Origin of the sequence: Ruegeria arenilitoris (genome assembly GCF_013030985.1) — a bacterium.
GTDB lineage: Bacteria > Pseudomonadota > Alphaproteobacteria > Rhodobacterales > Rhodobacteraceae > Ruegeria > Ruegeria arenilitoris_B.
The window spans coordinates 474,255-490,827 of the sequence record NZ_WPYP01000001.1; the positions used below are offsets into that span (position 1 = coordinate 474,255).

The following is a 16,573-nucleotide window of genomic DNA, read 5'->3' on the forward strand; positions in this document are numbered from 1 at the left end:
GGCGGTTACTTGCGGAAACTGTCCAGCGAGACAACCTCGGCGTCGTGGTGACCAGGCTCTTCTTCAACCTCAATTGATTCTTCGATGAGTTGTTCAATCTCATCCTCGTCTTCGGGGCTTTCAAAGCGAAGCCCGAATTCGACCGAAGGGTCGACGAAGGTCTTGATCGAGGAATAGGGGATATAAAGCGGTTCCGGCGCGTCGCCAAAGTTCAGCGTGATCGCAAACCCGTCGTCACCGACCTCAAGGTTTTCAAACCAGTGCTGCATGACGATGGTCATTTCCTCGGGGTACCGCTCGCGCAGCCAATCCGCCAGTTCGACACCGTCCTGACGGGTGTCGAAGGTGATGAAGAAATGATGCGCCCCGGGCAAGCCATTGTCGGAAACGCTGGTCAGAACGGTTTTGATGAGCCCGCGCATGGCGGTGTGCATCAGGTTCCCATAGTCGATGTCTTGCGACATGTGTCATCCTCAAAAGTGGTTACCCTCAGCATAGGGGATTTCATCGGAAACGAAAGACCAGCTGTGTGAGGATTGTTTAAACGAAATGCAGTCCTGTTCCGATTGCGGCCATGATTGCCAATGTGGTTGCCATTCCAAATTTAAACTTAAAAATCAACAGGCCAGCGAGCATTGTTAGGATCAGCGCGGCTGGGTTGAGGCTGGTTAGCTCGGGCCAGGGCAGCGTCACAGGTCCCCAGGATGCTTCGGGGATTTTCTGAAACAGAACGTTCAGACTGAACCATAGAGACAGGTTGAGAATCACACCCACAACTGCGGCGGTGATGCCGTGCAGCGCGGCGGACAATCTGGGACGGGCGGCTAGTTGATCCAGATAGGGTGCCGCAAGAAAAATCCAGAGAAAACAGGGAACAAAAGTGGCCCATAAAGCCACCGCTCCGGCTGCTATCGCCAGAGGGGCACCACCCGTCATCTGGCCGGTCAACATGGCGACGAATTGGGTCACCAAAATCAGTGGCCCCGGAGTTGTTTCGGCCAACCCCAGCGCGTCGATCATCTGATCCGTGCTGACCCAGTGATATTTGTCCACGACGGTCTGGGTCATATAGGCCAGCACGGCGTAGGCTCCGCCAAAGGTGACAACAGCGAGGCGGGCGAAGAACCAGCCAAGATCGCTTAGAAGTTTTTGCCCCGTAACGGTCAGTGCCAGCAACGGCCCAAGCCACATTACCAGCCAAAAAGCGGCGGTGCGAAACGTACCGGTGACTTTGGGCGCAGGGGGAATGTCGTCGGCCCGTGCCTGACCGTTAAAGGTAACGTATCCCCATATCGCAGCAGCCAGAATGATCAGCGGAAAGGGCAGGTTCAGCGCGAAGATGGCGAGGAATCCAAGCCCTGCGATGGCGCGGTGCTGTGTATCCGTCAGCGCCTTGCGGGACAGGTTCCGAAGCGCCTGCAGGACGATCACGATCACCGTGGCTTTCACCCCCAGAAACCCGGCCTGAACCAATGGCAGATCACCGAAGGCCGCGTACAGCCCCACCAGAATCGCGATGACGCAGGCTCCGGGCAGCACGAACAAGGCCCCGGCGATCAAACCGCCGGTCACCCCGCGCAACCGCCAGCCGGCATAGGTCGCCAACTGCATTGCCTCGGGGCCCGGCAGCAACATGCACAGTGACAAGGCCCGCAGATAAGTCTGCTCATCCAGCCAGGGGCGGTTTTCGACCAGTTCCTGGTGCATCAGCGAAATCTGAGCCGCCGGGCCGCCGAAGGAAAGCAGGCCGATGCGGCCGAACACGCGGACAAGCTCCGCAACAGATGGAATCATGATCTGCGGTCCGTCGGCCAATCGTGGTGTTCCTCGATACCGTCCCGGGCCCAACGATACAGTGCGTCATAAAGGTGCAGTCCCGCCTCAAGATTCTGATGGTCGTCACGGTATTGCCGGGACAGACCCACCGATATTGCAAGCAAACCTGCGGCTTCGGGCGCCAGATCATGACGGTTGGTGTCCGCGGCGCGGATCACCGTGGCAAGCCGGTCGAGGGCAGGGGTGTGCAACTGAAATTCGTCCAGCATCTTATCAAAGGTGCAGCGGTCGTTTCGGTGGGACCAGAACGTATCTTCGATATCGAATGGTGTCGCATCGAAGGCTTGAGCGGTGGCTTCAACCTCTGGCGGGGCCACGAACAAGAATTGCGCGTCGGGATCGACGAAGCGGCGGATCAGCCATGGGCAGGCGATCCGGTCGATCTTGGGCCGGTGGCGCGTAACCCAAACGGATCGGCCATCATCCCGCGTTGGCACAGCCGAGGCCGGTATCCTTGGCGCATCCGCCATGTCGCGCCAGCCATACATCCCGCCTTCCAGAAATTCGGCTTCACATCCCTTGCTGCGCAGCCAGGAAACGACGCCTTGGCTGAGCTTCTTGCCTTTCTGGCAAATGATGACGGCGTTGCGATTGCCAATTCGGTGGGCAATCCCGTCGATATCCATGGCAGGATGGCGAACGGAACCGGGGATCAGAAATGGGTCGGCCTCAAAATCCGGGTCCAGGCAAATGTCGATCAAAACCGGCGCGTGCGGTGTTCCGATCAGGCGTAACAATTGTTTCGGAGTGATCGAGTTGGGCGCGGGCATGGCATGTCTCCTGATGTAAACGGATACATGCGAAACTTGGGCTGGCGCCTCACGGGGCGTTCGCAATCTTACCCCAGAACCCTTGCTTACGACCAAGCGCCTGAGGGGTCAAGATTGCGCCGCTTGTATCAGGCCCAATCCAACCTTTGTCCGGTCATGCAGACGGGCAAAGTGTCTTGTGGAAACTGGCCGAGCTGTTCGAACAGAGAGATAAAGTCAAACTGGTTATACGCCTCGACCATGCAGCCATCTTTGATCCGGGCGATGACACTGCCGGTTGCCTGTAACGGAGCCCCATTGTCTGCGCGGGTGGTGCTGACGTGAAGGATCGCGGATACCCAATCACCGTCTTCGATAATCTTCGGAAGATCGACCTTGATATCCCCCAGCACATGCCGAAAGGCCATGACCAGATCGCGAAAATCATCGGCGCCGACCTGCATTTCGGGGATCAGCCCCTCGGCCATGGTGTCGGGGGCAAAGAACTGGTCGATGGCATCTGTGTTCCCGTTTTCCCAAACCTCGGCATACCAGTTTCTGAGTATATCTGCGTGTGACATCCCAGCTCTCCTTTTCCTGTTGGGCTGAGAATGAAGCGAAAGGGTGAAGAAACCCTGAACGTGAAACAGATCAGAGATAAACCGCAGACAATAAGGGGAGAAATGCAGGTTTCTGTTGCCAGGTACCTGCGAACCCCGCCTTACGCGGCTAGGCGCAAGGACTTAAGTTTCGGTCTAGTTACTGCTTACGCAGCAACTGCAACCGGAGCACGATTGTCGTTTGCAATTGTACTAGTTTCGCCGATAACGGTGGCAGACAGCCGAGACAAAGCTAACCCCTTTAGACGTTCGTCGATCCTGTTTCGGCCCCAAAATCCTCAAACGAAGGATGGTTGGTGGAGCCGCCGGGTACCGCCCCCGGGTCCGATCCGCTTATTACGAGCGCGTTTATGTCCATAGTCCCGAAGGACATACCCTATATAGGTGAGCACACGCGCGGATGCAAACCGGGAATTCCGAAGAACGGCAGACGTAAAAACAAATGCTTAGGCGGGTCTGTTGAAGTTCGCCAAGATCAGCCACAGCGCCAGGGCCAGTTCGATTCCACCGAATGTCACCGCTTTGACCAAGGGGGGATTGTCCAGAATGACCGAGACGAACCGACCCAGCGCTGCCCCCGCGTAGACGACCCCAAGCATAGCGTAGGCCATCGGGTTGTTCAGCCACAGCACCGCCGCACCGGTCACCACGAACAAACCGCCGACCGAGGCACGCATCTCGCTCAGACCCATATTGCTGTCGGTCGGCGTCAGATCCAGCGAAGCAGCGGTGAACGCCGGAGCCAGAAACCCGAACAGACCAAAGCCAATCGTCAATAACGCGGCGATTACATTCAGCGCTGTTACCATCATTCCTCCGTCACGCAGGCTTGCGGTGTTGCTGGGCCACGTCCTGCGCCAGTCTGCGCGTGTAGTTTTCAAGTTCAACCAGCGCGGCATCAACTTTCGCTTCCTCGCGGGCCTCCAGCGCGTTGGCGATGCGATTGTGCAGGCCGATGATCTCTTCGCGAGACCGCGCCGTGAAGGTGATCATGTTCATCAGGGGCTGCATCGCCTCAACGGCCCCGGCCAGTTGGTAGGACAGAACCGGATTTCCGGCCCCGTCGACCAGAGCCCGGTGAAAGGCGACATCCGAAGAACAAAACGCCTCATCCGTCAGGCCGGGTTGCGACTGACGGAAAATCTCGGCCCGCATGGTGGCCAACTGATCGGCGGTGCGGCGTTGCGCTGACAGGGGGGCGCAGGCACGTTCCAGTGCGAAACGGGCCTCGCACGCAGTGTCGAAACTGATCGCGTTCATCGACAGCAGCAGGGTCGAGGTGGTGACCTGCTGCGAATAGGCGTCCTCAAAGCTGATCCGGTTCACAAAAGCACCACCACTGGCGCCGCGCTGGGTTCGGATCAGAGACTGCGCGGCAAGCCGCTTGAGGGCCTCGCGCACGGTCGGGCGGGACACCTGGAATTGGTCGGACAATTCCGCCTCGGACGGTAGCCGTTCGTCCACGATCAACTCGCCCGAAATGATAGCATCACGTATGGCCTGAGCGATCTGGGCCGATAAATCCGAAGGTTTTTGGGGTTCGTTTTTCATATTCCGGAGCCCGTCGGTGTAATTTTTATTTGTCTGACATTTAAAAGTCTGACATTTGAAAAGCAAGGACTGAGTCGGGAGGGACACGTGAGTCGCGCAGTTCTACGCAGCGGATTGTGGCTGGGATTCTACATTCTGATCCTGTGGGCGTGGTGGATGATGTTCACCATGAGCCGCGACATGGATCTGGACTGGATCGGTCGCCCGGGTCCGATGGGGCAAGCGATGGCCGCCATGGATCCCCGCATGGACATGTATATGCCCATGGCCGAATTCGGGCCGCTGTTCTGGATGTGGGCGATCATGATGGCTGCGATGATGCTGCCGACGCTGGTTCCGACCCTGCGCAGTTACGAGGACCTGATCCGTAGCGCCAATGGCTCACGTGCAGGGTGGATCGGCGTTTTGACCGGGTACTTTATCGTTTGGGTCGGTTTTGCCGCTCTGATCACCGGTGTTCAGTTGGCTCTGCTGTTCGGCGGCGTCGTCGACATGCTGGGCATTGCGAAATCCGGCCTGTTCGCAGGCGGTCTGATGATTGCGGTCGGCGCGTTTCAGTTCACCCGTGCGAAAGAGGTCTGCCACGGTGTTTGCCACGCCCCCTTGACCTATTTCCTGGGCCATTGGAAAACCGGATTCACTGGCGGTCTGCGCATGGGGCTGGGGCTGGGCGCGTTCTGCGTCGGCTGCTGCTGGGGCTTCATGGCGCTTGGGTTTGTTGGGGGCGTTATGAGCCTGCTTTGGATGGGCCTGGCGACACTGTTCATGGTTCTGGAAAAACTGCCTCAGATCGGCCACGCGGTCACGCGGCCGATGGGGTTTGCACTGATCGCGGGGGGCTTATTCCTGCTGATCTATCCCTTTACTTTCGGAGGATAAGTATATGGCTAAAAACCGAAAACCCGAGGCTGACAGGCTGCCGATCAGTCAGCGCATCGACAGCCGTATGCCCAACCCCAAGCGGCGTGAAATGAGCCCGACCGATTGGGCCATCAAGGGCGAGTTGATCCTGAACTGTTCGTGCGATGTGTTCTGCCCCTGCGTCGTGTCTCTGGGCGCGCATCCTCCGACCGAAGGGCATTGCCACGCGTGGATGGGTGTCATCATCGACGAAGGCCACTACGAAGGCGAGGACCTGTCGGGCCTGAACGTAGGCCTGTTGGTCGATATTCCGGGCCGTATGGGAGAGGGTCAGTGGAAAGTCGCGGCCTACGTAGACGAGCGCGCCAGCGGCAAGGCCTATAACGGGCTGCTGCAAATCTTCAGCGGGCAGGCGGGTGGCACCACCGGTCTGTTCACCATGCTGGTAAGCGAGATCATCGGGGCCGAGCGGGCTCCGGTCCAGATCGAACGCGACGGCAATAAACGTCGCATCGTGATCGGGCGCAAGATTCAGGGCGAGATCGAGATGCTGGCGGGCAAAGACCCTGACCATCCGGTGATGGTTTCGAACTCGAAATACTGGATGGGGCCAGACATCATCGTGGCGCGCGGTACCAAATCCAAGGTGCGCGACTATGGCCGGGTCTGGGATTTTGGTGGCAAGTCGGCCGAGATTTGCCCGATTGACTGGCATGGTCCGAAATGATGATCACCGGCGCCTATGCGCAAGAGATGGCGCGATACAACCGTTGGCAAAACAGCCAGTTATCCGGCTTTTTGCAAGCGTTGACGTCTGATGATCTGACCAAAGAGCGGGGGGCATTCTTTGGGTCCATCATGGGGACGGCGAACCATCTGCTGTGGGGCAACTGGATCTGGATCTCTCGCTTTGACAAGGGCGAAGGGCCCGGTGGCGGTATTCCCGAAAGTGTCTCACTTTGCGCCGATCTGGCCGAATGGCTGCCCCTGTGTGAAACGGTCGATGCTCGTATTGCTGAATGGGCGGGATCGCTGGGCGACGCGCCACTGACTGGTGATTTCACCTGGTTCTCGGCCGCAAAAGAAGCTGATGTTACATTGCCTTACGCGCAATGTGTCATTCACATGTTCAACCACCAGACCCATCATCGCGGACAGTTGCACCAGATGCTGACCGAAACCGGATCAGCCGCGCCTGTCAGTGATCTGGTCTTCATGCCCAAGGAGGCTTGAATGCCACAGCTTTCCATATCCCGCCGATTGCGGCGCACTCCGTTTTCCGATGGGGTCGAGGCCGCCGGGGTCAAGGGATACACCGTCTATAACCGTATGTTGTTGCCGACGGTTTTCGAAAGCGTCGAAGCGGATTACCGCCACCTGAAAACTCATGTTCAGGTCTGGGATGTTTCCTGCGAGCGTCAGGTCGAACTGCGTGGCCCGGACGCGGCCCGGTTGATGCAGATGCTGACACCGCGCGATCTGCGGGGAATGCTGCCGGGTCAGTGTTTTTACGTGCCAATCGTCGATGAGACCGGCGGGATGCTCAACGACCCGGTGGCGGTGAAGCTGTCCGATGATCGCTGGTGGATTTCCATTGCGGACAGTGACCTGTTGCTATGGGTCAAGGGCATCGCCAACGGGTACCGGCTGGACGTTCTGGTGGACGAGCCGGACGTGTCGCCGCTGGCCGTACAGGGGCCAAAGGCGGATGAGCTGATGGCGCGGGTCTTTGGCGACCGCGTGCGCGATATCCGGTTTTTCAAATTCGACATGTTCGAATTTGAAGGTCGAGATCTGGCGGTGGCCCGATCCGGCTATTCGAAACAAGGCGGGTTCGAGATTTACGTCGAGGGCTCTGACATCGGGATGCCGCTGTGGAATGCACTGTTCGCTGCAGGCGAAGACCTGCAGGTGCGCGCAGGTTGTCCCAATCTGATTGAACGGATCGAGGGTGGTTTGTTGTCTTATGGCAATGACATGACTGACGACAACACGCCTCATGAATGCGGGTTGGGCAAGTTTTGCAACACGCATACGGCCATCGGCTGTATTGGCCGCGATGCCTTGCTGCGCGTGGCCAAGGAAGGCCCCGTGCAACAGATCCGTCCGATTGCCATCGAAGGCGATGCTGTCCCGCCCTGTGACCGTCCGTGGTCGGTTTTTGCCGATGGAAAGCGGGTCGGTCAGGTGACGTCGGCGGCGTGGTCTCCGGACTTTTCGACCAATGTGTCGATTGGAATGCTGCGGCTGAGCCATTGGGACGCCGGGACAGTGGTCGAGGTCGAAACGCCGGACGGTATGCGCCGGGCAACAGTGCAGGAGAAGTTCTGGATTTGAGGGCAAAAGGGGGCGTTGCCCCCAGTCTCTGCGCGACTCTCCCGAGGTATTTTTAGCCAGGTGAAGATTGCGATCTGGCCTTGGAAAAACGAAAGGAAATAAGATGTTCAACGCATTGGTTATGGAAAAGGACGAAGAAAGCGGGCTGGCCAGCCCATCGGTAAAACAGCTTTCTATGGATGACCTGCCCAAGGGTGAGGTCACGGTGGCGGTCGAATACTCGACCGTGAATTACAAGGACGGATTGTGCACGTCACCCAAGGGTGGCGGTCTGGTACGCTCGTACCCGCATGTGCCGGGGATCGACTATGCCGGCACGGTCGAGGCGTCCTCGGACGATCGCTATAAGCCCGGCGACAAGGTGGTTCTGACCGGCTGGCGCGTGGGTGAGGCGCATTGGGGCGGCTATTCGCAGAAAGCCAATGCACTGGCGGATTGGCTGGTGCCTTTGCCGGAAGGTTTGGATGCGCGGCAGGCAATGGCGGTGGGCACGGCCGGTTTTACGGCGATGCTGGCGGTGATGGCGCTGGAAGATCATGGCATGAAAACGGACCATGGCCCGGTTCTGGTGACCGGCGCTGCGGGTGGCGTGGGCTCGGTGGCAACGGCAATTCTGGCCAATCTGGGTTATGAGGTCGCGGCTGTTACCGGGCGTCCGGAAACGGGCGATTACCTGAAATCTTTGGGCGCAACCACCATTGTGCCGCGCGAGGAACTGAACGAGACCACCAAACGGCCGCTGGAAAGCGAAACCTGGGCAGGTTGCGTTGATGCGGTTGGTGGCGAGATGCTGGCACGCGTGCTGGGGCAGATGAAGTATGGCGCCTCGGTCGCCGCGGTCGGTTTGGCAGGTGGCGCTGCTTTGCCAGCAACGGTGATTCCGTTCCTGCTGCGCGGGGTCAATTTGTTGGGCATCGACAGCGTCATGCAGCCCTATGAAAACCGTGTGCGTGCCTGGCAACGCATCGCAACGGACCTGCCGATGGACAAGCTGGAAGCGATGGTTCACCCCGCAACCCTGGGCGATCTGCCGCAACTGGGCGCGGATATCCTGAAGGGTCAGGTCAAGGGCCGCGTCGTCGTCGACGTAAACGCCTGATCGGCAAGACGAACATCAAGACTGGTCGGCCTGCGCGCCGATCGGTCTTTTTTGTTTTTGAAACTCCCAGAAAATGCCGGAAACACCTCTGGTCATTGGCGCATTTCCGCATCATCATTGCTATACATCCCACCTGCGATGGCTTATGAGCCATGCAAACAGCACCTGAAGACGGGGAGTGAGCAGCATGTCTGACGATTTCGAACTGGATACCGATGATCTGAAACGGCGCATGGAAGGCGCCATGGCCAATCTCAGAACCGAATTTGCCTCGCTTCGGACCGGGCGGGCGTCGGCCTCGATGCTGGAACCTGTCATGGTCGATGCCTATGGCTCAATGACGCCGATCAATCAGGTCGGAACGGTCAACGTGCCCGAGCCACGCATGGTTACCGTCAATGTCTGGGACAAAGGCCTTGTCGGCAAGGTCGAAAAAGCCATTCGTGAAAGCGGGCTGGGGATCAACCCGCAGCTGAACGGCACCATCATCATGCTGCCGATTCCGGAACTGAACGAAGAGCGCCGCCGCGAGCTGAGCAAGGTCGCCGGTCAATATGCCGAGCACGCCCGCGTTTCGATCCGCAACGTCCGCCGCGACGGGATGGATCAGGTCAAGAAGGCAAAGTCCGACGGCATGTCCGAAGACGACCAGAAGTTCTGGGAGGCCGAGGTTCAGGATCTGACTGACGAGATGATCAAATCTGTTGATGCCGCGCTTGAGACCAAGCAGGCCGAGATTATGCAGGTCTGAACCGGGATATGCTCAACGCCCCACATACTGAGCCCGCGAACGGGCCGCGCCATGTCGCTATTATCATGGACGGGAACGGTCGCTGGGCGCAGGCGCGTGGCCGGCCAAGGCTGTTCGGGCATCACGCCGGGGCGCGGCGTGTGCGCGAAGTGGTCGAGGCCTGCCCGGGGCTTGGGATCAAATATCTGACGGTCTTTGCCTTTTCGACCGAGAACTGGAAGCGCACCCAGGCCGAGGTCGCCGGGCTGATGAGCCTGTTCCGGCGCTACATCATAAAAGAGACGCGGACCCTGAAGAAAAACGGGATTCGAGTGCGTTTTATCGGGGATCGGGTACGGCTTGATAAGAAGCTGACCGAGTTGATGGATACGCTGGAAGAGGAAACCAAGGATAACGATCTTGTTCATCTGACGGTTGCTCTGAACTACGGCGGGCGGGATGAGGTTGCGCGCGCCACCAAACGTCTGGCGCGGGACGTGGCCGAAGGGCATTTGCGCCCCGAAGATGTGGATGAGGAAACCCTGCCCAAGTATTTGGACACGCACGTTCTTCCCGATCCCGATCTGGTTATCCGAACCAGTGGAGAAGCGCGGATTTCGAACTTTCTTCTGTGGCAGTCAGCCTATTCCGAATATGAATTCATCGACACGTTGTGGCCGGATTTCACCGCAGCCGAACTGGAACGGCTATGCCGCAATTTCGGGTCCCGTGAACGCCGTTTCGGGGCAGTTCCGGCATGAGTGACGGCCGATGGTCTGACCTGACCGCACGGGTTCTTTCGGCGGCTGTGCTGGTTCTTGTCGGCTCGATCGAAGTCTGGCTGGGTGGCTTGTGGTTCGAAGCCTTCATTGCGATCGCCTGTGGTCTGATGACCTGGGAACTGGTGCGGATGATCGACCCGGACAAAACCGGGGCGGCCGTGCAGCTTGGCATTCTGACCGGGGTGGCGGTTCTGCTCAGTTATCACCTGCCACCGCTCTACAAATTGCCGGTCCTGATTGCTCCGGCGTTGGTCGGGGCAGGGCAGATCAACCGCTCCAAGACGACCTATGCGCTGTTTGCCATCTGGATCGCCGCATCCGGGCTGGGCTTCATCTCGATCCGCGAGAATATGGGGTTCGGCTGGATGGTGTGGCTGATCTCGGTGGTGGTTGCAACGGATGTGGCCGGGTATTTCGTCGGTAAAACAATTGGTGGACCGAAATTCTGGCCTAAAGTCAGCCCCAAGAAAACATGGTCGGGCACCGCCGGCGGATGGGCAGCGGCGGCCGTCGTGGGGGGTATATTCGCTTTCCATGCCGGGTTTGGTTTCATGTTTGTTGTGGTCTCGGTACTGGCGTCAATGGCCAGTCAGGCCGGGGACATCGTCGAAAGCGCCACCAAGCGGAAGTTTGGGGTGAAGGACAGCTCGAACCTGATCCCAGGCCACGGCGGCTTTCTGGACCGGTTCGATGGCATGATGGGCGCGGCCTTGTTTGTTTTGATTGCGGGCCTGATCTATTCCCCCGGGGGCATGTGATGCGCAAAGTTTCGATTTTTGGTGCGACCGGCTCGATCGGGCAGAACACCATTGATCTGATCGACCGGGACCCGTCGGCTTATGATGTTGTGGCGCTGACCGGTGGGGCAAATATTGAAAAGCTGGCCGAAGATGCACGCCGCCTGAACGCTGACGTGGCCGTGACCGCGCATGAGGATCGGCTTGAGGATTTGCGCGCCGCTCTGTCCGGCAGCGGTGTCGAGGCTGCGGCGGGGCAGGTGGCCCTGACTGAGGCCGCGGCGCGGCCCGCCGATTGGGTCATGTCCGCCATTGTCGGGGCTGCAGGGCTTCCGCCGGGGCTTGAGGCGCTGAAACAGGGTGCGACGCTTGCGTTGGCCAACAAGGAAACGCTGGTCTGCGCCGGGGCGCTGGTGCTGGACACTGCGCGGACGCATAACGCGCGCCTTCTGCCAGTGGACAGCGAACATTCGGCGGTGTTTCAGGCTCTGGTCGGCGAAGACATGGCCGCCGTCGAGCGGATCATCATCACTGCCAGCGGTGGCGCTTTCCGCGATTGGCCGCTGAGTGATCTGGTCAGCGCCACGGTCGAGCAGGCTTCGAACCACCCGAACTGGAATATGGGGCAGCGGATCACCATCGACAGCGCCTCGATGTTCAACAAGGCGTTGGAGCTGATTGAAACCAAAGAGTTCTTTGGGGTTTCTCCAGATCAGATCGAAGTGCTTGTTCATCCAGAATCCATCGTGCATTCGCTGGTCGGCTTCAACGACGGGGCAGTCATGGCCCATATGGGCGCACCCGACATGCGCCACGCGATCGGCTATGCCTTGCATTGGCCGGAACGGCGCGATCTGCCGGTCGAACGTCTGAACCTCGCCAAACTGGGACAGCTGCGCTTTCAGGAGCCGGATGAGGCACGCTACCCGGCCTTGCGCCTGGCCCGCAACGTGATGCAGCGGGGCGGCCTGTCCGGTGCCGTATTCAACGCCGCCAAAGAGCGTGCCTTGGATCACTTTATCGCGCGTCGTGTCGGTTTTCTCGAAATGGCTGATATTGTCGAGACCGTTCTGAACAGGTTCGAGGCGGCAGACGGCCTTCTTGATGCACCATTGGACCTTGATAACGTGCTGCAAACGGACCATCTGGCACGTAAGTGGGCCGATGAGGTCGCCTTCCAGTCAGCAGGATAAAAACTTGGACCCAATCTCTCTGATCCCTCAATTCGGCAACCTGTTGTATACCATCTTTGCCTTCGTCATCGCGCTGTCCGTCATCGTCGCGGTGCATGAATACGGCCACTATATCGTGGGTCGGTGGTCCGGCATCCATGCCGAAGTATTCTCGATCGGGTTTGGTCCGGTGCTGTGGAGCCGGGTCGACAAGCGCGGCACCCGCTGGCAGATCGCCGCGCTGCCATTTGGCGGATATGTCAAGTTTCTGGGCGATTCCAACGCTGCCTCCGGCAAGGACGAAGAGGCAATGCAGGAGATCACCGAGCAAAGCCCCGAAGAGTTGCGCCGCACCATGCATGGTGCGCCGTTATGGGCGCGGGCGGCCACGGTTGCCGCTGGTCCGGCGTTCAACTTTGTGATGTCCATTCTGGTGTTTGGCCTGATCTTCTTTTCTCAGGGCGTGACCCGGGAACCTTTGACCGTTGGTAAACTGTACCCTCTGCCGGGTACGGAACAACAACTTCAGGATGGCGATGAGATCGTGGCCATCGCTGGTGTTCCGGTGCCGGATTTCGATGAGCAGGGGGCCTGGTCCGATTTCACCGACGCGCTGCCGGTTGAGCGCGCACTGGATTACACGGTTATCCGCGACGGGCAGACGATGGATGTGTCCGGCCCCTGGCTGTTCCCGCCACTGATTCAACAGGTTGCCCCGCGCAGTGCCGCGATGGATATCGACCTGAAATCCGGCGATGTCATCACGGCCATCAACGGAGAACCGGTTTTTGCCTTCGAGCAGCTCAAGGAACATGTGGAAGGCTCGGACGGTAAGGTTCTGCTGCTGGATGTCTGGCGCGACGGGGCCGAGCTTGAATTCGCGCTGGCCCCACGACGCACTGATGAGCCGCAACCCGAAGGCGGGTTCGTGACCCATTGGCGCATCGGAATTGTTGGTGGGATGGCCCTGGAACCCGCGACCGAACCCGCGGGCCTTATGGCATCCCTGTCCGGAGGTGTGCAGCAAACCTGGCGTATCATCGACGGGTCACTGTCGGGCGTCTGGCACATGGTTACCGGTGCGATCAGCACCTGCAACATGTCTGGACCCATCGGTATCGCCGAAACCTCTGGTGCAATGGCCAGTCAGGGGGCGCAGAGCTTTATCTTCTTCATCGCGGTTCTGTCGACCGCCGTGGGCTTGCTGAACCTGTTTCCGATTCCGGCGCTGGACGGCGGCCATCTGGTTTTTTACGCCTACGAGGCCGTCGCGGGCAAACCGCCCAGCGACGGCGTACTGCGGGTGCTGATGGGAGTGGGCGTATCTCTGATCCTTGGGTTGATGATCTTTTCGGTAACGAACGATCTGTTCTGCTGATTGTGGCGTTCGCCACATGAAAATGTCGCAATTCCGCCCCAATTGGAGCGTAGTTTTTTCGGGCAAAATACTAGCCGTATCAGAGGTTGTGATGACAAAGGCCCTGCGTAAATCCGCTGAAAGTGTTGGGTACCTGTTCGTTTTGAACTGGGATATGCTGCTGTTTTTCGGCGTCACCGCCGTAGCAATGGGTGGATGGGCCTATCTGATCACGATGTGATTCTCGGAACCTGTTGTGAAAACCACACGAGGCGGCCCAAGCGGCCGCTTTCTTTTTTGGTCTTTTGACAAGAATTAATAATCTCGCTACTCAGCTATAAAGTCCAAAAAAATTGGGTAGTGAAAAGTATGACTAATAGGCGAGGCGCGGGCACATCCTGCGGGGGACAAAAGCCGGAAAACAAGATTTTGTGGCGGTCACTAACGTTTATTTTCCTTCTGACATTGGTAAGTTTCCTGCCTGTACCGCAGGCCGCATGGGCGCAGACCTTTGTCATCAATTCGTTTGACGTCGAAGGCAACCGACGCATCGAAACCTCGACCATTATCGCGCGTACGGGGATAGAACCGGGGCAGTCTGTGACTGCCGGTGAATTGAACGATGCCTATCAGCGTTTGCTTGACAGTGGTGTTTTTGAGACAGTCGAACTGACCCCGCGCGGCAATACGCTGCTGATCGAGGTCGAGGAATATCCGACGATCAACCAGATCAGCATCGAGGGTAACCAGCGGGTCAAGGACGACGTGCTGCTCGAGGCCATCACCTCTGAGCCACGACGCGTCTTTACACCTCAGGTCGCCGAAACCGATGCGGATCTGATCGCCGAGATCTACTCGGCCCAGGGTCGAGTGTCTGCCACGGTCATCCCGCGCATCATCCGCCGCAGCGACAACCGGGTCGATCTGGTTTTCGAAGTCGCCGAAGGCACTACGATCGAGGTCGAGCGCGTCAGCTTTGTCGGCAACCGCGCCTTTTCCGATCGTCGACTGCGCCGGGTTCTGGAAACCAAGCAGGCGAACATTCTGAGGACTTTCCTCAGAGGTGATACATTCATCGCCGACCGGATCGAGTTCGACAAACAGGTCATTCGGGACTTCTACCTGTCCCGCGGCTATGTGGACTTCCGGATCAACAGCGCGAATGTTGAGTTCACCCGTGAGCGCGACGCCTTTTTCCTGGTGATGAACATCACCGAAGGCCAGAAATTTTCGTTCGGACAAATCAGCACGGTCAGCGAGATCCCGGGGGTGGACCCGGCGCCGTATCAGGCAGCGCTGAAGATCAAGCCGGGCGTAACCTATACGCCGTCTCTGGTCGAAAACTCGATTGCTCGGATGGAACGTTTGGGGATTCGGCAGGGTGTCGATTTTCTGCGGGTCGAACCCCGCGTGACCCGGAACGCGCGTGATCTGACGTTGGATGTTCAATTCGTGCTGACCCGCGGACCGCGCATCTTTGTTGAGCGGATCGATATCGAGGGCAACACAACGACGCTGGACCGTGTGATCCGCCGGCAGTTCGACACGGTTGAAGGTGACCCCTTCAATCCGCGTGAGATCCGCCAGGCCGCCGAGCGTATTCGTGCGCTGGGGTTCTTTGCAGTGGCCGATGTCGAGCCGCGTGAAGGGTCCTCACCCAGCCAGGTGATTGTGGACGTTGACGTCGAAGAGCAACCGACCGGCTCGCTGAGCCTGGGTGGTAGCTACTCGGTCTCTGATGGTTTCGGGATCGCGATCGGTCTGCGGGAAACCAACTTCCTGGGGCGTGGGCAAACGGTTGGACTGAACCTGTCGACTGCACAGGATGCCGAGCAGTACACGCTGAGCTTTACCGAGCCTTATCTTCTGGGGCGCAAACTGCGCTTCGATCTGGGGCTGGGTCTGGCTTCGACCAACTCGAGCTTTGCCAGCTATGACACCGAGACGCTGTTCTTCCGCCCACAGCTGAGCTACGCCATTGGTGAGCTGTCTTCGCTGCGGTTGCGCTATAACTGGGAAAACAGCGAAATGACCCAGCAGGATGATCAGGTCAACGGCGCGGTCATTTCCTCGGAAATCGCTCAGGGCGAGCGTTCAACCAGTTCCTTGGGCGTATCCTATGTGTATGACAGCCGTCTGGGTGGCCTGAACCCGAATGCAGGTGTTCTGTTCGAAGCGGGCATTGATGCGGCCGGGCTGGGTGGAGACAATGAGTTCTACAAAACCACCGCCCGCGGTATCGCCCAGACCCGTGTTTGGAACGAAGAGGTCGTTCTGCGCGCAACTGTCGAAGTGGGTGCTCTGCACTGGCGCGGCAATGACTTCAGCCGCACCCTGGACCGCTTTGTTCTTGGCCCCAACACCTTCCGCGGGTTCGAACCGGCCGGTATCGGCCCACGTGACCTGTCTAACGGTCAGGATGACGCGATTGGGGGCAACTATTATTGGGTTGCACGTCTGGAGTCGGACTTCCCGCTGGGGCTTCCCGAGGAACTGGGACTGCGCGGCGGCGTGTTCTATGACTTCGGCAACCTCTACAATATCGACGACGTCAACACGGCCGGCGCGGATATTGTTGGTGCAGATGGTTCGATCCGTCACGTGATCGGTGTCTCGGTTCTGTGGGAAACGCCATTCGGACCGCTGCGTTTCAACTTCTCGCAGGCGTTGAAGAAAGAAGACTTCGACAAAGAACAGAACTTTGACCTGACGGTTCAGGCCCGGTTCTGATCCTAAATGGTG

General features: G+C 58.7%; 18 protein-coding genes and 1 other RNA gene. 12 read left to right on the top strand and 7 right to left on the bottom strand.

The window, feature by feature from the left end; all coding sequences use genetic code 11:
- Positions 1 to 5: 5 nt before the first annotated feature.
- From GOX88_RS02305 to GOX88_RS02335, 7 genes are all read right to left on the bottom strand, one after another.
- Positions 6 to 464 (bottom strand): SspB family protein, encoded by a 459-nt coding sequence (locus tag GOX88_RS02305; RefSeq protein ID WP_170398670.1) that lies wholly within the window; start codon positions 462 to 464, stop codon positions 6 to 8.
- A 76-nt stretch (positions 465 to 540) separates the two neighbouring features.
- Positions 541 to 1,794 carry a chromate efflux transporter gene (chrA, locus tag GOX88_RS02310; RefSeq protein WP_170398673.1) on the bottom strand — a complete coding sequence of 418 codons (1,254 nt, stop codon included), beginning with the start codon at positions 1,792 to 1,794 and terminating at the stop codon, positions 541 to 543.
- Positions 1,791 to 2,606 carry a chromate resistance protein ChrB domain-containing protein gene (locus GOX88_RS02315; protein ID WP_170398676.1) on the bottom strand — a complete coding sequence of 272 codons (816 nt, stop codon included), beginning with the start codon at positions 2,604 to 2,606 and terminating at the stop codon, positions 1,791 to 1,793. The genes chrA and GOX88_RS02315 overlap by 4 nt, the downstream gene beginning before the upstream one ends.
- Before the next feature lie 128 nt (positions 2,607 to 2,734).
- Positions 2,735 to 3,166: an ester cyclase gene (locus GOX88_RS02320; protein ID WP_170398679.1), complete on the bottom strand. Its 432-nt coding sequence runs from the start codon at positions 3,164 to 3,166 to the stop codon at positions 2,735 to 2,737.
- A 101-nt stretch (positions 3,167 to 3,267) separates the two neighbouring features.
- Positions 3,268 to 3,615, bottom strand: a transfer-messenger RNA (tmRNA) gene (gene ssrA, locus GOX88_RS02325).
- A 36-nt stretch (positions 3,616 to 3,651) separates the two neighbouring features.
- Positions 3,652 to 4,014, bottom strand: coding sequence for a DUF4345 family protein (locus tag GOX88_RS02330; protein WP_170400233.1), 363 nt, complete (start codon positions 4,012 to 4,014; stop codon positions 3,652 to 3,654).
- Positions 4,015 to 4,024: 10 nt separating this feature from the next.
- Positions 4,025 to 4,756, bottom strand: a complete 732-nt coding sequence (locus GOX88_RS02335; protein WP_170398682.1) for a FadR/GntR family transcriptional regulator — start codon at positions 4,754 to 4,756, stop codon at positions 4,025 to 4,027.
- An 87-nt stretch (positions 4,757 to 4,843) separates the two neighbouring features.
- Here GOX88_RS02335 and GOX88_RS02340 point away from each other — a divergent pair, with 87 nt between their 5' ends.
- From GOX88_RS02340 to bamA, 12 genes are all read left to right on the top strand, one after another.
- Positions 4,844 to 5,635, top strand: coding sequence for a DUF2182 domain-containing protein (locus GOX88_RS02340; RefSeq protein ID WP_367648052.1), 792 nt, complete (start codon positions 4,844 to 4,846; stop codon positions 5,633 to 5,635).
- Between the two features lie 4 nt (positions 5,636 to 5,639).
- Positions 5,640 to 6,344, top strand: a complete 705-nt coding sequence (locus GOX88_RS02345; protein ID WP_170398685.1) for a DUF1326 domain-containing protein — start codon at positions 5,640 to 5,642, stop codon at positions 6,342 to 6,344.
- A complete protein-coding gene (locus GOX88_RS02350; protein WP_367647736.1) occupies positions 6,341 to 6,850 on the top strand; it encodes a DinB family protein in 510 nt (169 codons plus the stop codon). The genes GOX88_RS02345 and GOX88_RS02350 overlap by 4 nt, the downstream gene beginning before the upstream one ends.
- Positions 6,851 to 7,954: a dimethylsulfoniopropionate demethylase gene (locus tag GOX88_RS02355; RefSeq protein WP_170398688.1), complete on the top strand. Its 1,104-nt coding sequence runs from the start codon at positions 6,851 to 6,853 to the stop codon at positions 7,952 to 7,954.
- A gap of 103 nt (positions 7,955 to 8,057) precedes the next feature.
- Positions 8,058 to 9,053 (top strand): acryloyl-CoA reductase, encoded by a 996-nt coding sequence (gene acuI / locus GOX88_RS02360; RefSeq protein WP_170398691.1) that lies wholly within the window; start codon positions 8,058 to 8,060, stop codon positions 9,051 to 9,053.
- A 187-nt stretch (positions 9,054 to 9,240) separates the two neighbouring features.
- Positions 9,241 to 9,804 carry a ribosome recycling factor gene (gene frr / locus GOX88_RS02365; protein ID WP_170398694.1) on the top strand — a complete coding sequence of 188 codons (564 nt, stop codon included), beginning with the start codon at positions 9,241 to 9,243 and terminating at the stop codon, positions 9,802 to 9,804.
- Positions 9,805 to 9,812: 8 nt separating this feature from the next.
- Positions 9,813 to 10,544: an isoprenyl transferase gene (locus tag GOX88_RS02370; protein ID WP_170398697.1), complete on the top strand. Its 732-nt coding sequence runs from the start codon at positions 9,813 to 9,815 to the stop codon at positions 10,542 to 10,544.
- Positions 10,541 to 11,323, top strand: coding sequence for a phosphatidate cytidylyltransferase (locus GOX88_RS02375; RefSeq protein ID WP_170398700.1), 783 nt, complete (start codon positions 10,541 to 10,543; stop codon positions 11,321 to 11,323). Before GOX88_RS02370 ends, GOX88_RS02375 begins: the two co-directional genes overlap by 4 nt.
- A complete protein-coding gene (dxr, locus tag GOX88_RS02380; protein ID WP_170398703.1) occupies positions 11,323 to 12,495 on the top strand; it encodes a 1-deoxy-D-xylulose-5-phosphate reductoisomerase in 1,173 nt (390 codons plus the stop codon). Before GOX88_RS02375 ends, dxr begins: the two co-directional genes overlap by 1 nt.
- 4 nt (positions 12,496 to 12,499) lie before the next feature.
- Positions 12,500 to 13,852: an RIP metalloprotease RseP gene (gene rseP, locus GOX88_RS02385; RefSeq protein ID WP_170398706.1), complete on the top strand. Its 1,353-nt coding sequence runs from the start codon at positions 12,500 to 12,502 to the stop codon at positions 13,850 to 13,852.
- Positions 13,853 to 13,943: 91 nt separating this feature from the next.
- Positions 13,944 to 14,072, top strand: coding sequence for a hypothetical protein (locus GOX88_RS23605; RefSeq protein WP_302478166.1), 129 nt, complete (start codon positions 13,944 to 13,946; stop codon positions 14,070 to 14,072).
- A gap of 128 nt (positions 14,073 to 14,200) precedes the next feature.
- Complete coding sequence (gene bamA / locus GOX88_RS02390) at positions 14,201 to 16,561, top strand: outer membrane protein assembly factor BamA (RefSeq protein ID WP_170398709.1); 2,361 nt, start codon at positions 14,201 to 14,203, stop codon at positions 16,559 to 16,561.
- Positions 16,562 to 16,573 lie beyond the last annotated feature (12 nt).

Coding starts and splice junctions, on each gene's coding strand:
- GOX88_RS02305 (WP_170398670.1), bottom strand. CDS start 464: ATGTCGCAAGACATCGACTATGGGAACCTGATGCACACCGCCATGCGC.
- chrA (WP_170398673.1), bottom strand. CDS start 1,794: ATGATTCCATCTGTTGCGGAGCTTGTCCGCGTGTTCGGCCGCATCGGC.
- GOX88_RS02315 (WP_170398676.1), bottom strand. CDS start 2,606: ATGCCCGCGCCCAACTCGATCACTCCGAAACAATTGTTACGCCTGATC.
- GOX88_RS02320 (WP_170398679.1), bottom strand. CDS start 3,166: ATGTCACACGCAGATATACTCAGAAACTGGTATGCCGAGGTTTGGGAA.
- GOX88_RS02330 (WP_170400233.1), bottom strand. CDS start 4,014: ATGGTAACAGCGCTGAATGTAATCGCCGCGTTATTGACGATTGGCTTT.
- GOX88_RS02335 (WP_170398682.1), bottom strand. CDS start 4,756: ATGAAAAACGAACCCCAAAAACCTTCGGATTTATCGGCCCAGATCGCT.
- GOX88_RS02345 (WP_170398685.1), top strand. CDS start 5,640: ATGGCTAAAAACCGAAAACCCGAGGCTGACAGGCTGCCGATCAGTCAG.
- GOX88_RS02350 (WP_367647736.1), top strand. CDS start 6,341: ATGATGATCACCGGCGCCTATGCGCAAGAGATGGCGCGATACAACCGT.
- GOX88_RS02355 (WP_170398688.1), top strand. CDS start 6,851: ATGCCACAGCTTTCCATATCCCGCCGATTGCGGCGCACTCCGTTTTCC.
- acuI (WP_170398691.1), top strand. CDS start 8,058: ATGTTCAACGCATTGGTTATGGAAAAGGACGAAGAAAGCGGGCTGGCC.
- frr (WP_170398694.1), top strand. CDS start 9,241: ATGTCTGACGATTTCGAACTGGATACCGATGATCTGAAACGGCGCATG.
- GOX88_RS02370 (WP_170398697.1), top strand. CDS start 9,813: ATGCTCAACGCCCCACATACTGAGCCCGCGAACGGGCCGCGCCATGTC.
- GOX88_RS02375 (WP_170398700.1), top strand. CDS start 10,541: ATGAGTGACGGCCGATGGTCTGACCTGACCGCACGGGTTCTTTCGGCG.
- dxr (WP_170398703.1), top strand. CDS start 11,323: ATGCGCAAAGTTTCGATTTTTGGTGCGACCGGCTCGATCGGGCAGAAC.
- GOX88_RS23605 (WP_302478166.1), top strand. CDS start 13,944: ATGACAAAGGCCCTGCGTAAATCCGCTGAAAGTGTTGGGTACCTGTTC.
- bamA (WP_170398709.1), top strand. CDS start 14,201: ATGACTAATAGGCGAGGCGCGGGCACATCCTGCGGGGGACAAAAGCCG.